12 protein-coding genes are annotated in these 13639 nt (G+C 68.4%); all 12 read right to left on the bottom strand.

Going from position 1 to position 13639, the window contains the following annotated elements:
- Positions 1 to 21: 21 nt before the first annotated feature.
- The 12 genes from ACTJJ4_RS07710 to ACTJJ4_RS07655 all read right to left on the bottom strand — a co-directional run bounded on the left by ACTJJ4_RS07710 (position 22) and on the right by ACTJJ4_RS07655 (position 13582).
- Positions 22 to 2670: a hypothetical protein gene (locus ACTJJ4_RS07710; RefSeq protein ID WP_440942732.1), complete on the bottom strand. Its 2649-nt coding sequence runs from the start codon at positions 2668 to 2670 to the stop codon at positions 22 to 24.
- 7 nt (positions 2671 to 2677) lie between these two features.
- Positions 2678 to 5278, bottom strand: a complete 2601-nt coding sequence (locus ACTJJ4_RS07705; protein ID WP_440942731.1) for a hypothetical protein — start codon at positions 5276 to 5278, stop codon at positions 2678 to 2680.
- Positions 5278 to 8226: a phage tail tape measure protein gene (locus ACTJJ4_RS07700; RefSeq protein WP_440942730.1), complete on the bottom strand. Its 2949-nt coding sequence runs from the start codon at positions 8224 to 8226 to the stop codon at positions 5278 to 5280. Before ACTJJ4_RS07700 ends, ACTJJ4_RS07705 begins: the two co-directional genes overlap by 1 nt.
- 285 nt (positions 8227 to 8511) lie before the next feature.
- Positions 8512 to 8955, bottom strand: coding sequence for a hypothetical protein (locus ACTJJ4_RS07695; RefSeq protein WP_440942729.1), 444 nt, complete (start codon positions 8953 to 8955; stop codon positions 8512 to 8514).
- Positions 8956 to 8977: 22 nt separating this feature from the next.
- Complete coding sequence (locus tag ACTJJ4_RS07690; RefSeq protein WP_440942728.1) at positions 8978 to 9733, bottom strand: hypothetical protein; 756 nt, start codon at positions 9731 to 9733, stop codon at positions 8978 to 8980.
- Positions 9734 to 9777: 44 nt separating this feature from the next.
- The gene (locus ACTJJ4_RS07685) at positions 9778 to 10191 is read right to left on the bottom strand and encodes a hypothetical protein (protein ID WP_440942727.1); all 414 of its coding nucleotides are present in this window, start codon (positions 10189 to 10191) and stop codon (positions 9778 to 9780) included.
- On the bottom strand, positions 10184 to 10534 hold the full coding sequence (locus ACTJJ4_RS07680) for a hypothetical protein (protein ID WP_440942726.1): 351 nt from the start codon (positions 10532 to 10534) through the stop codon (positions 10184 to 10186). The genes ACTJJ4_RS07685 and ACTJJ4_RS07680 overlap by 8 nt, the downstream gene beginning before the upstream one ends.
- Positions 10535 to 10543: 9 nt before the next feature.
- Positions 10544 to 10888: a hypothetical protein gene (locus tag ACTJJ4_RS07675; RefSeq protein WP_440942725.1), complete on the bottom strand. Its 345-nt coding sequence runs from the start codon at positions 10886 to 10888 to the stop codon at positions 10544 to 10546.
- 8 nt (positions 10889 to 10896) lie between these two features.
- A complete protein-coding gene (locus tag ACTJJ4_RS07670; protein ID WP_440942724.1) occupies positions 10897 to 11319 on the bottom strand; it encodes a hypothetical protein in 423 nt (140 codons plus the stop codon).
- Positions 11316 to 11492 carry a hypothetical protein gene (locus ACTJJ4_RS07665; protein ID WP_440942723.1) on the bottom strand — a complete coding sequence of 59 codons (177 nt, stop codon included), beginning with the start codon at positions 11490 to 11492 and terminating at the stop codon, positions 11316 to 11318. The genes ACTJJ4_RS07670 and ACTJJ4_RS07665 overlap by 4 nt, the downstream gene beginning before the upstream one ends.
- Positions 11493 to 11570: 78 nt before the next feature.
- Positions 11571 to 11717 (bottom strand): hypothetical protein, encoded by a 147-nt coding sequence (locus tag ACTJJ4_RS07660; protein ID WP_440942722.1) that lies wholly within the window; start codon positions 11715 to 11717, stop codon positions 11571 to 11573.
- On the bottom strand, positions 11714 to 13582 hold the full coding sequence (locus ACTJJ4_RS07655; RefSeq protein ID WP_440942721.1) for a phage minor capsid protein: 1869 nt from the start codon (positions 13580 to 13582) through the stop codon (positions 11714 to 11716). The genes ACTJJ4_RS07660 and ACTJJ4_RS07655 overlap by 4 nt, the downstream gene beginning before the upstream one ends.
- Positions 13583 to 13639 lie beyond the last annotated feature (57 nt).

Here is a 13639-nt window from a genome sequence, read left to right as displayed (position 1 = left end):
GGATGGCCCTTCCGTGTGATCTCAGAGGCGCTGCCAGGTCGTGCGACCGGCTCCCTCCGTGATGACCGTCTGCCCGACGATCACCTGACTTGCTTTCAACTTCGGCACGATCATCTGCGTCTCGTCCCACCACGTCTGTGCGACGCCGTTGCGCCGGAACGACGCCTGATCGTTCGACAGGTGCAGCGCGACCGGTGCGCCCGGCCGAGAGATCCGCACATCCGTCGGGGTGATCTGCACCGCCAGCGACAGGTTGTCCACGCCGGCCTGAGCCGCCGCGGCCTGCGCTGCCGCTGCAGCCGCCGCGATCCCCGCCGCCGACGCCCCGGATGCCGCGGCATCCGCCGCCGCCTGCGCCGCCGCGAGCTGCACCGCCTGCGCGTCCAACTCGGACTGCTGAGCGTTGAGCGCTTCCGCGGCGGCATCCGCGCGCCCGGCGAGCAGGTTGATGCTGCCGTTCGCCTGCAGGTTCAGGGAGTCCCCGAAGCTGGGCGAGACGTGGTTGACCTCGATCGACCCCGCGACGATGTTGTCGCCGTCCGTGCCGACCACGACGATCGACCGTGAGGCGGATGCCGCGCCGATCCGGCCGAGCTTGTCGACCGGCCGGAACCGCACCCACATGACGTCATCCATCACGCCGGGGAACGACGCGGACCCGGCGCCCGCGAGCGTCTGCCCGAGAGTGCGCCACGTCCCCGGCGCACCGGCGACGTCGGGTGCGACGTCGGTGTAGACGAAGTCGAACGACGACCCGGGCGCACCGGAGGTCAGCTGGCCGTCCCAGGTCGCGACGACCGTGGATACGTCCGAGGTGAGCACGGGCGCGGTCGGCGCGGCCAGCGTTCCCGCCGGTGCCGCGCCGGTCACCGGGAGCGCGGTCGAGGGGTCGCCCCACACGGCGATGCTCGTCCGGGCCCGGACGGTCACGGAGACCGTCGCGCCGGTCGGGATCTTCACCGTCGCGGATGCCGCCCTCACCCTCACCGTTTCGAGGCCGTACAGCACCTCGTACTCGGCGATCGTGACCGTCTGGTTGTCGACCGACTGGGTGACGGGAGTCCACCCGAGGGTGACCGTCGCGATGCTCCGCCCGTCAGCGAGGAACGCCGCGGTGTTCGACACCACGGCCAGCCCGGTCGGCGCCTTCGGGACAACGGATGCCGGGGTGGCCGGGGTCACGGCGATCTCCGTCGACCACGCACCGGGCTGCCCGACGCGGGGCACGGCGCGGACCTTCGCGTACCGGGTGATGCCCGGCTCCCACGCGGTCGTGGTGAAGCTGATCCCGCTGACCGATTCGACGATCGCCGTGCCGGAGGCGAGACGATGTGCGACCTCGTAGCCGGCGACGTCGACCGCGGATCCGTCCTCGCTCTGCGTGACCGCATCCCACGCCAGCACGATGGTCGCCAGTGCGGTCCCGTCGGCCTGCCAGGAGGGCGTGTTCGAGTCGACGTGCAGCCCGGTCGGCGCGACGGGCGCCGAGACGGTCGGCCCGCCGGCGGAGGGGAGCCCGTTCCCGGATCCGCCGATGATGGACCCGATGACCGCGGACTGTGCACGCCGGTCGCGCCGCGCGACCGCGGAGAGTAGCTTGTCGCCCATGACCGCCGAGCAGACCACCTGATCGTCGGTAACGCGGACGACGAGCTCCACGACCCGCTCGACCCGAGGCCCGAAGGCAGTGTCGATGGTGACCAGGTCGCCGATATTGAAGTCCACCCACGGTCGGGGCATCCCGTCGCGAACGACCCACTCGTACGACTGCTCCCGCTTCGCAGCCTTCCCACCTTCGAGGGTGGGCTGCGCGAGGCGGGTCGCGGTGGCGTGGTCGGCGACGTCCGACTGCGTCATGGTCGCCTCGAGACGCCCGAACGACGTGTCGGCGCCCGTGTTGGTCAGGTACAGCCAGGTGTATGCCTTCTCCGGCACGACCGTGAGGTTCGTGAAGACGCCGGAGAAGTCCCACTCGCCAGGTGCGCGGGTGAAATCTGCGCCGCCGAGCACGACCTCGGTGTGGTCGGTGCCCGTGCCGGGGCGGAACAGGCGCAGCTTGCGGCCCTCCGACCACCAGTCGCACATGCCCTGCTCGGTGAGCGCGCCGAGGATCTGCGACACCGGGGTGAGCAGCCGGAACGTCTGATCGGCCTTGTCACCAGCCGCCCACGCGACACCGGCGGAATCGGCGGTCGCGGTGAAGTCGATCGACAGGCCCGGCGCCCAGCCGCGGCCCTTCGACTCGCCAACCAGTGTGGCCAGCAGTCCACCCGCCGAGATGGCCGTCCAGGACCGCTCGTTGTTCACGGCCGCCGGCGACCAGTGCAGGTAGGTGCGGGCGGTCTGCCACGACACCCAGTCCATGCCGGTGAGCTGCTGCACCCGGGCCGGGTCGGTGTCGTCCGCGGCACCCTTGTAGAGCACGAACAGGTCGTTCCGGGGCGCCTGCCACGGGCCGCTGTCGACCGAGTACTCCAAGCCGACGATGAACGCCTGCCCGGGGTGATCTTCGATCCACTGACGGATGCCGTCGGCGACCGCCAGCGACACCCTGACGGTGATCGCAGCGGTCGCCGAGGCGACGCCCGCGTGGCGGATCTCGATCGTGTCGAGCACCTCCGCCGGCGTGGTCGCGTCCGGAAGGTAGCGGCGCAGCTGCACGTGCATCATGGGTGGGTCACCTCTCTGCTTGCAGGTACGCCCCGCGGCCTCGCACTTCGATCACCGCCCCGGTGCGGCTGCCGGTCGCGACCGTCAGCTGCCCGGCGCGGGCATCCGGCGACGCGCCGCGCTTCGGGGTGATCTCGAACCGGCGGCGCGGGCCGCCCTGCCGGAGATCCCCGGACACGTCCGTGCCGCCCGTCCAGACGTCGGTGGTCGTCAGGAACGCCCGACGCCCCTCGACGCGCAGCCACTGCCCGGCGGGGATCGTCGGGAAGCTGAGCCACGCACCCGAGGCATCCGTGATCGTCAGACCCGTCACCGCGCCCTTGACCCGCACGATCGCGTCCTGCACCGGTGCCGACAGGCCACCGTCCCAGGACTCGTACGTGGTCCGCGTCGAAGACGATGCATCAACGGTGCCGTCCCACGCATCCACGACCAGACGACTCGCTGTCGCCGTATCAGGGAAGGATGGGCCGTCGTAGCTACCCGCGACGAGAGCGGGCATCGACCACCAGACATCCGGCGTACCCTGCGCCGCCCCGTGATAGAAGCGAGCGCCGCCGTCAGATGTCAGTGGACCGTACTTGAGGCGATATTCGCGGATGCCGCTCTCGTTGACCGGTGGGATCTCCTGAGCGGGGCTCCCGATCCAGAGTGCTCGCGGGATCAGGCCCGCGATGGGTGCCTCCTGGTATCGGGTGGCGAGGAGCGTGCCGCCATCGGTGCGTGCAGCGACCGGAACCGAGAAGTTCACGAACGTGTCGTTCGTGTTCCGCTTCGCGATCAGCCGCAGAGGCAGCGCCACGCCGTTCACCACCTTCGACGACCGCACTGCGACACACCGATCCGCGATGCTTGGCACCCCGGCCACGACCTCGCCGGTCACTCGCGCGGTGGACGCGTTCGCCGCTCCCGCCCACACCACCTGAAGGTCCGGGTCGCCGTATGCGGCATCGGGAGAGATGTGCGGCCCGTTGTAGACGCCCTCGACGATGGTCACGTCGTCCCAGACGACCTCGCCGTTCCCGGCGCTGACCCCGTCGAACAGGCGAATCACGGCCCACGTCGCAGTCGACGGCACGGTGAACGTGATCCGAAGCGGGTAGGTGCCGGGGACGTTCGGTGCTGTCGCCTTCTGGTTGAAGTTCGAGTTGACCGAATCTGTCGACACCAGCGAGCGCGCGTTCGTGGACTGGGTGCCTGTCTGCGCGGTGAGCACGGTGACCGTCGCCAACGCCGTGTACGTCTTGCCGGCACCGAGCAGAGTCAGGTTGTACCCGCTGATCTGGTAGTGCGACTCGACAGATGTACCGAGGGGGATGATCCGCAGCGCCTTCGTGCCGTGTTGCACTCCTGCGCCGGATGTGAGGATGCACGCTGACGATCCGCCATTCGCGATGTGCCCTGCGGCCGGGGCGGCGGGAGTCACGCCCGTCATGATCGACGGGGATGCGTTCGTCGCCCCGGTGAACGATGTGGCCATGTCCGGGTCCGGGATGATCGCCGCGGTGTCGGTGTTCGCGGGTGCGAAGTACGGCCGCAGCGTCGGCGCCGCCTCCATCATCGTGCGGCGGAAGCGCCACCAGTCCGTGGCCGCGATGGTGGTCAGGCTCCCGTTCATCAGGATGAGGGTGACTCGCTCGACGGTTGCCGCGGTGGTAAAGGTCGTGAACCAACGCCCTGTGGCAGGGTCCTGGGTCAGCGGCGTGTTGGTGCGCCCGCCGACCCCGGTCCCCGTGGATGTGTACTCGTACCGGTCGACCCGTGGAACCCCGGATCCCGCGGCGCGCTCCATCTCGAAGGAGAGCACATACGTCGTCGACGGCAGAACGACCAGACCATTCACACCCCAGTCGGATGCTCGCGCGATCGTGCCATCGGCATAGGCAGTGCCAGCCGCGTCGAACCGCGCCCACCACCCGCTCGTCTCGAGCGTGGCGGGCACCGTCGACCCCGACGACCGGAACCAGCGGGCCAGGTTCGAGGACACGGCCGTGACCGAAGCCGGGACCGTGTCGCTGAAGATGTTCCGTCGCAGTTCGATGGTTCCGCTGCCCGTCTCGAACCCGGGGTTGGTGAACAGGTTCTCCCACACCGTCACCCGCTGGCCGTTGCCGACGAGCCGCGGGTTCGTGAAATGGTTCCGCACCTGGGAAAGCACACCGGACGGGTGCGCGGGCCAGCACGACAGGGGCACGGACGCCGCCGAGAGCGCAGCGGTGAACGTGGTCACGTCGACGTCGCGCCAAGTGGCATCGATCAGCCGGATCGTGCAGGTCACGTCGATGACCTCGTCCGCTGCACCATGCCCAGCGGGCGACGATGCGAGGAACTCGAACCGCGCCTGCCGGGTCGGGGTGTCCGTCAGGGACAGGACGCCGTCCTCGGCGAACAGCGCCACGAGCGCCTCGTGCTGGGCGCGCGGAGTCTGCACCATCAGGGGCAGGCCGACCGCACCGAACGTCGCGCCCGGCACCGAGATCACGCCGTCACGGCCTGCCGCGGAGAGCGTGGTGCGCTCCCGCGACAGGCCAGACAGCGGCTGAGACGGGGCGCGGAATCGCCACCCCATCTCCTCGTTATCCAACGGCACGCCGTTCACCGAGTACATCAGCCGATACCTCCGCTCTCGTCGCGCAGATCCCGGATCGCGCGCCACCAGTCCTTCTCGATGCTCCCGGTGAGGGAGACGTTCGGGCGGTCCAGCTTCGCCGCGATCAGCTGCAGGAGCGCGACCACATCCGAACCGCCGCTGGGACGCGCCAACACCCCGCCGCCGTCCGCGAAGGCCTTCGCGCCGGCCGGGATGTAGACGCCGCCGAACAACTCCGCGGTGGCGGCCATGATCGCCTCGGATCGGGGCCGCTTCGACATCGCGTGGGGGACGTACGTCTCACCCTGAGTCTCCGGTTCGTTCCAGACCCGGATCGCCCCGCCGCGGAGCATCTGCGCCACGTGGTGCTCGGACGGCGTGAAGTTGCCGTTCGCGTTGTACTGCACCAGGGCGCCGTTGGCGAAGCCCGAATCGACCGTCTTGCTGCCGACTCTGTAGGACTGCGAACCATCGACCGCAACGTGCACGCGCACGGTGCGGCCGTTGTTGAGGCGCACGAACTGATCGATCCGATTCTGCGCGGACGCCGTGTCCGCGATCATCTGGATCTCCTTCTTGGACGGGATCGCCAGGATGCTGTCGCGCAGCGCCGCAGCCTCATCGTCCGTTGCGCCCATGGCAATCGCCGTGTCGTACAGCTTCTGACGAGATGCCTCGAGGCGAGACGTGAAGCCGTCCGTGTTCCCGTCCAACTGCAACTGGGCCTCTGCGGCATCCCACGCCTTCTGCGCGAGCTCCACCAGCATGCCCTTGTTGTCGGACCCTGCCTTGGTGGTGATGTCGAGCGACCTGGCGTATCCGTCCGCGCCGGACTTGATCTTCGCGATCTGCTCATCGACCGTGCGGAGCGTCTCCTGGTAGTCGATGTTCGACGTGATCGCGTCCTGGTTGACGCCGTTCGCCTTGTTGATCGTGTCGATCAGATCGGACAGCTGCTTCTGGAGCTTGTCGATCGAACCGGCCTGGTCCAGGTATGCCTCAGTCGCCGTCTGAGTGACCTCGGTGGCTTCGCCCTCGGCCCTGGACCTCTGGTCGTGGAACTTCTTGCCCTCCTTCAGGGCGATGTTCTGCTGATCGATGCCCGTCTTCAGAGCGCCGACGGCGAACAGCGCGTCCCGCTGGCTGAGACCGGTCTCCTCCACGACCTGATTCAGGGCGTCGTGGTCTTCCTCCGCGGCGCGGAGGTAGATGTCCAGCTCGGCGAGCGCCTTCTTGTTCCCGAGCGCTGCATCGGTGACGGTGTCAAGGCTGAGACCGAGCTTGTCGGCGGCGTCGTACGCCGACTGCCAGTTGAACGTGAACCAGGCTCCGGCCTTGGACAGGTTCTCGACAGCGATGTCGCGTGCAGCCTTGGTGACCTTGCCGGTGCTCGCATCGATCGCGTCGGCGTACGACTCGGCGACCTGCCGGCCCTCGGCCTGCACGCTCATCAGGAGCCCTACGACGGCGATGATTCCAGTGAGCGCAAGACCAGCCGCGCCGCCCACGAGCGCGGTCTTCCCCATGCTCGCGTTGGTCGCGTCGAGCGTCGCCTTGAGCTCGAGGAACTTGGCCCGGGCGCCGACAGCCCCACCGGCGAACAGGAGGATCGCCGCAGTGGCGACGCCGAGCACGAGCCCGAGGGCCTGCACGGGCTCTGGTGCGTCCCCGTACATGTCGACGAGCATGGTCACGTTCTGGACCATGGCTCGCAGGACGTCGTTGGCGTTGGAGCCGGTGCGGATCAGTGCGGTGTCGAACGCGCCACCGAGCTTCTCGATGTCGCCGGCGAGGTTGTCCTGCCGCATGGCAGCTTGCTCGGCGGCGAATCCGCTGTCGTTGACCTCGTCGGTCCACTTCGAGATCGCCTGCGCCCCGCCGTTGTAGAGCAGAGTCGCGGCGGTGAGGGACTCGTTGCCGAAGATGCGGCCCATCGCAGCGTTCCGCTCCTGGTCGGTCAGGCCGCCGAATGCGTGCTGCAGCTGCGCGGCCATCTGGGAAGCGGACAGCATCTTCCCGTTCGCGTCGTACACGGACAGGCCATACTGGTCCATCGTCTTCGCGGCGATCGTGGACGGCGCCTGCAGCGCCGCCAGAACGCCACGGAGTGACGTGCCCGCCTTCTCGCCCAGGATTCCCTGCGAAGCGAAGTAGGCGAGCGTGCCGCCGGTCTCTTCGAGTGACCACCCGGCGGACTTCGCGAGCGGTCCGACGTAGGTGAGAGCGAGCGCGAGATCCTCGACCTCGCCTTGCGCCTTGCCTGCACCCGCGGCGAGCACGTCGGCGACGTGCCCGGACTTGTCTGCGGTGAGACCGAACTGGGTGAGCGTGGTGGCCATGATCTCGGCGGACCGCGCGACCTGAAGTTGGCCGGCGGCGGCGAGAGCCAGCGCACCGTTCAGTGATCCGCCCACGATCGCGGCGACCGAGATACCCGCCTTGGCGAGCTCTTCCTCCGCGGCGGCGGCCTCAGACGCGCTGTACGCGGTGTCCGCGCCAGCCTTCAGCGCTGCCTCGCCGAGCGTCTTCTGCTCGGCGGCGGTCGCCATCGTCGCGGCACGGGTCTGCGACATCGCCTGATCGAACTCGGCGTTCTTCGCCACCGCGAGGGTGACCATCGCCGCGGCGGCGGCACCAGCGACGAGCAGAACCTTGGAGAGCTCCTTCGCGGCCGCCGCAGCCTCAACCTGCTCCTGCTTCAGGCGAGCGAGCTTCTGCGCGGCCGTCTCTGAGGCCCTGCCCTCTTCACGGACCTGCTTCTCCAGCTCCTTGATGTCGTCGGAGAGCTTCTTCGACTGCTTGCGAGTCTCATCGGTCGACTTGCCGAGACCCGTGACCTTGTCCGCGGACTCCTTCGACGCCTGACCGGTCTTCTCGACCGCGGCCTTCGCGTCAGCCTGGTCCTGCTTGAAGACCTGAGCCCCGACCGTCTGGAGCTTGAACACGAGAGCGCCCGCGTCGAACATCAGCCACCGCCCTTCCGAGCCATGAGGCGTCGATGTCGATGAGTCGCTCCACGGCGCCGCGCACGAAGTGCCATGTGTGCGTGTCGAGGGCACGGTCGAGGTCAGTGATCAGGTGATGCTGGGCGAGGTCGAGCTCGATCTCGCCGAAGAGCTCCGGGAGGGCGATGGTCCACAACTCGGCGGCCGTGAGTCCTCGCGTCGGTTCGGCTGTCGCCTGCTCACGCGATTCTCGCCAGCCGGGCGGGTAGAGATACTCCGGGTAGATGCCGTTCTCGTCGGGCTCGCCTAGTCCGAACTGGGCGATGTCCGCGGGACCAAGAGACCCAACCGGACGGACAGCGCCCCCGATGCTTTTAGGGTGCCGGCGAGGCCCTCACCGCCCTCGATGTAGGCGCGAACCCCGTCCATGCCGAGGATCGTCTGCCAGAAGAACGCGGGCATCAGGATCTGCTCGGATTCGTCCTGCGAGAGCTCCATGCCGATCCGGTTGAAGTTCTCCTGTTCGGCCTCCGGGCGAGGCACCCAGCGCTCTCCGTCGAGAATCGCGCCGTCGACGGCCATCTGCAGCGCGGCGAGCAGGTCGACGTCGGGGCGGCCGCCCATGGTCGCCAGGTACGTGTCGGTGATCTGGCGGCCGGCATGCCCGGGGAGAGGGCGGATCACGAACGGCTGATCCACCCCCTCCATGGTGAGGACGAGGTTCCGGCCCTGCTTCTCTGCTGTGATCATGGGATCCCTGCCATCCCTTCGATCAGGCTGCCTGGTAGGGCAGCGAGTTGGACGCCCCAGCCGCGTTGGTCACGATGATCGGCGAGGAGCCTGTGACGGTGGCGGGGATGAGGATCGCGACCGTGTACTCGTCGATGACGCGCAGCTCGACGACGACCTTGCCGCCGACGGTCGCGGAAACCGCATTGCCGAGCTTGTAGCCCCGGACCTTGATGATCTTCCCGGGCGCCTGCAGCGTCGGGGTGGCGGACTCCAGGATCGGGGCGCCGGACCCGGCGAGCGGCGACGGGGTGATCTGGTTGACCACGCCGTCGTTCGCGAGGGTGAAGGTGACGACGCCCTTGTCGGCGTAGCCGGTGTTCGCCTCGCTGTACGCGACGGAGAACGTGCCCTGCAGGACCGGCATGTCCTCGTCGAGAGCGTCGGTGAACAGCTGGAATTCGCGCTTGTTCGCGGCGCCCTCGGAGAATGCCGCCTTGACGAGATCCTTGAACCATGCCTGCGCGGCGACGATCTGCTTGGTCACCGGGTCGCGGACGACCTCGACGTTGAACGACGGGGCGTAGTTGTACCCGATAATGTCCTCGGAGGAACGGCCCTTGGTGCCGTAGACCTCGCGGGGAACGGGGATTTTCGTCGGGTTCAGGGCGAGGTTGTTCACGTCGCCCGTGATGTTGATGAAGACGCCGCCGAGCTTGAGGCGGATCAGTCGCTGGTGGGCGAGGACCAGGGAACCCGCGCTGGGCGCCGTGGTGTCATACAGGGTGGAGTCGGCCATGACCGGTCCTTTCGTTGTGGTGCCGGCGCTTCCGGCTGTGGTTCCTACGGACGGCGTCCGCGGAAGTGATAGGTGCAGGCGACCGCGGCGCGGCCCTGCGTGTCGGGTTCGAAGTCGAGCACGGAGAACTCGGTGGCGAACGAGATGCCGAGGACGTTGGGCGTGTACTCGGCCTGGTCGAGCACGGCGCGCAGGCCAGCCGCCCATGTCCGAACGGTTAGCAGCGTGCCCACCCGGCGGGTGTAGATCTGCGCGCGATAGATCAAGTCGGCGCGACCATCGGGGATCGGTCGGAGTGGGGTGATCAGGGTGAACTCGTTGACCGTGGTCGGCATGACGCCGTCGACACGGATCCCGCGTTCGCCGATCGCACCGGACGTGGCGTAGGTGGCGAGGTCGTGATCGTCGAGCAGCTGCGCGAGCGCGCGGTTCAGGATGGTCTCCGGTGCATCAGCCATCTGCGATCTCCTTCGCGATGATCGCGCCGAGCTCGTCCTTGTGCTGCAGCGCCGGATCCTCGACGTACTTGCCCTTGCGGCCGTTCTGGAAGTTGAACTCGGGGTGCTCGTGCAGGCGGGCCGCGTACGGGGTGTCGAAGGTCACGGCTGCACCCTCTTCCGGGCTCGTGGCGTTCTCGACGGCGCCAGATCCGACGAGCGTGCCGAGGTCGAATGGCGCCTCAGCGGACGAGAGCGCGAGCAGGCGCTCGGCAGCGAGGTTCTCGCCGCGCATGATGCGCTGGTTGAGCTCGGCGTCGCTCGGGAAGTTCATGGTGAGGTTGACGGACGCGCTGACGCCCACAGGATCACCTCATTCCAGGTACAGCTCCACGTGTGAGGGTGTGCCGTGGTAGTCGAAGAACGCACTGTCGATGACCTCGGCGGTGCGCTCGCGCGGCGTGCCGGGCCAGACGGTCACTCGGGACCGCGGCTGGCAGTCGTCGTCGGGCAGGAGCACGACGAAAGTCGTCGCGGTGACCTCCTGGCCGACCGTGGGGGACGTCGCGCGACGGTCCACGACGAGCCGGGTCTTCTGCTCCACGTACGCGGGGCGATCGGGCTGAGCCGTTGCCCAGATGTCGCCCTCTGCGCCTTCGCCCTTGAGTTCCTGGATCGTGACCCGGTGGGGGAGGTGCTTCGGGCGCAGGCGGGTCATGGTGCCTCCTAGGTGTGGGCGACAGCCACGGGAATCAGCCCCGCGTTCATCAGCACGTCGATCGCGCGCGAACCGATCCGGCGGCGCAGCTTCTCGGCCTCAGACATCGAGTCCTGCGAGGAGGACGTGGTACCGAGCGACACGGAGCCGATCTTCACGGCGCCGGCATATGCGTCCGCGCCTGTCGGGTCGTCGGTCTCCTGCCAGTACTCGACGATCACGCATGCCGCTTCAGTGAAGGCGTCTGCGACGTCCGGATCGGTCGGGTAGCCATCCTCATCGGCGGCGAACACCGACAGCCGGGTGAGCTTGTCGACCTCGATCGACGCGGCACGGAGGCGCTTGTTCAACGTGTCCACGTCGGACGCGGGCCATTCGACCTCGGCGACGTTGTTGTAGTCGCCGATGGTCGCGTACGTGCGGAGGTTCACTTCGACTTCTTCCGTCGCGGGTTCGACACCTTGGTGATCGTGTGCCCGTGCTGGGTGAGCGCCAGCGCACGCTCCGGGTGCAAGCTCTCGACGGTCGCGACACCGTCGACGAACTCGACGCCGAACGCGACCTGACGACCCTCTTCGGGGTGCGGGTGGGTGATGCGCAGCATGATGCCTCCAAGTAGCCCCGCCCCGCCGTAGGCAGGGCACGGCGGGGCGGGAACGAGAAAGCCCCGCACGGGCGGGGCTCAGATGATCGGAAGTTCGGGGTTGGGCGGTGAGGTGAGGATCCTGGCGTACACCTCGGCGCGGGCACGGTCGAGACCCTCTTGCAGGTAGCCGTCGACGGCTTCCTCGAACGTGATGCCGTCGTGGTAGTTCGCGGGCGTGATCACTTCAGCAGCCCTCTCTCACGGAAGATGTCATCGAGCGCCGACCCGATCGCTTCGAAGTCGTCGTCTGCCCAATGGTAGGCCCGCAAAACCGGGTGCGTGGCGGTGGTGTACGTGCGGAGTTGATCCAGCAACGTCTGGTCCGCGGCGCGCGTCGCGATCCACTGGGCGTACGAGCGGGCGAACTGCTCGCGAGGGTCCAGCAGATACTCGGCTGTCGCCGTGAGCTCGGGCGTGATCCGCGGATCGGATGACAGTGCAAGCACGTTGCGTAGCGCCTGCGACGACCGCGACTCGAACACAGCCGCCTGCCAGCGCCGCCACGCATCGTTGGTGACCTGATCGGACCCGTACATGCGGTCATTGCCGAACAGCTTGTTGTCGAGCCAGTGACCCAGCTCGTGCACGGCAGTGAACTCCACCTCGGCGTCCGGGCGCAGGATCAGCGCGGAATCCGCGCGCGTGTACCGTCCGAGGGTCGTCGGGCTGAACCGCATCTGCAACTCGCTCATCCGCGAGATCGACACGGGTTCGACCGTCTGCGGGATGGTGTGCACAGATCTGATCTGAGCGACCGCATGCCGAGCCGCGTCGCCCACAGGCGTGCCCTTGCCGGCGCGGAACTGGACAGTCGGCGGCACCTTCGGCGGGCGGGCGGAGTACTCGGGACGTGGACCGCCGAGACCATCGGCGAAGCCGAGCTGTTCTCGGTACGACTGGCGGTGCCGGCCGGTCTGCTTGATGAAGTCGCGCATGTTGCCCTGCGCGTTACGGACAGCCTGCTCGGCACGCTTCCGGTCGGTGTCGTTCATCGCGGCGGCCTCGTCGCGCTTCGCCGAGCGGATCTCGCGCTCGAGGCGGCGCTGCTCCGCGCGTTCCTTCTCTGCCGCGGGGTCGTGCTCCACCGTCTGCGGGTTGCTGAGGCCGGGGGAGTACATGACCACGCGGTCGCGGCAGTTCGGGTGTCCCCATCCAGCCGCGCGGGCGTCGCCGATGCTGCCCTTCACGTCGACGGTGACCATCGTCCCATCGACAGCCGAGGGCACGGTCACGGTGCCGCTGGTGCCGTCGAAGGAGACGACGGCGCCAATCCACGGAGCGCACTTCGCGCACGCATCCGCGCCGCCGGCGATGGTGCCGAGATTCACGCCGGACTGCTGCAGCCGGTAGATGGTGGCGTCTTCCCATGCGCGCTGGGATGAGGTTCGGGCGACCATCTCCGCGTAGGAGCCGATCGGCATCCGCATGTGCACGGATCCGTCCTTGCGGAGGTAGTCGACGTGGCCTATGCCCTGGGAGAGGAAATCCTGCACGGCTGCGGCCTGTGCGATGCGCGTGGTCTGCGCGCCGAGGAGCACTCGCGGCGAGTACTGCGACATGACCTGCTTGTAGACGTCGTCGGGGATCCGTGTGATGCGCTCGTTCAGGACGTCGAGCTTCGATTCCAGATCGAGGGTGAGCGATGCGACAGCGTTGGTGGCAGTCGTACCGATCGCCCGGGGTGCACGGCCGCGCACGCCGGCGAGTTGTGCCGCGGCGGCGGCCTGGCCAGCCTGGGCTGCGACGGCGACGATCTGCTGCGCCAGACCCTCCTTGCGGATCCGCGCCACTTCCTGCTGGGCGAGGCGGCGCAGCTCAGCGAGCGCCGCGGCGCGCTCAAGCTCAGCGTCGCGGAGCGCGCGCTGGCGGGCGGCGAGGGCGGCTGCTTCCTCGCCGGTCTGCTCGAGTGCGAGGATCTTCCGCATGCGTCGGGCGGCGGCTTCGATGAGCACGAGCTCGACTTGTGCGTAGCGCGAGGCGAGGCCTGCACCGAGCTGCTCGATCAGGTCGTCGAGCGTGACATCGGGGTCGGGGAGGAACTGCGGCATGCGGTGCCTCCTTCGGGCGCGGGGGGGGGGAGGGGGGGGGGGGGAGGAGGGGGAGGG

Origin of the sequence: Microbacterium sp. 22195, assembly GCF_052056515.1 — a bacterium.
Classification (GTDB): Bacteria; Actinomycetota; Actinomycetes; order Actinomycetales; family Microbacteriaceae; genus Microbacterium.
Note: the sequence above shows the minus strand (reverse complement) of the source record. Positions and strands in the feature narration are given on the sequence as shown.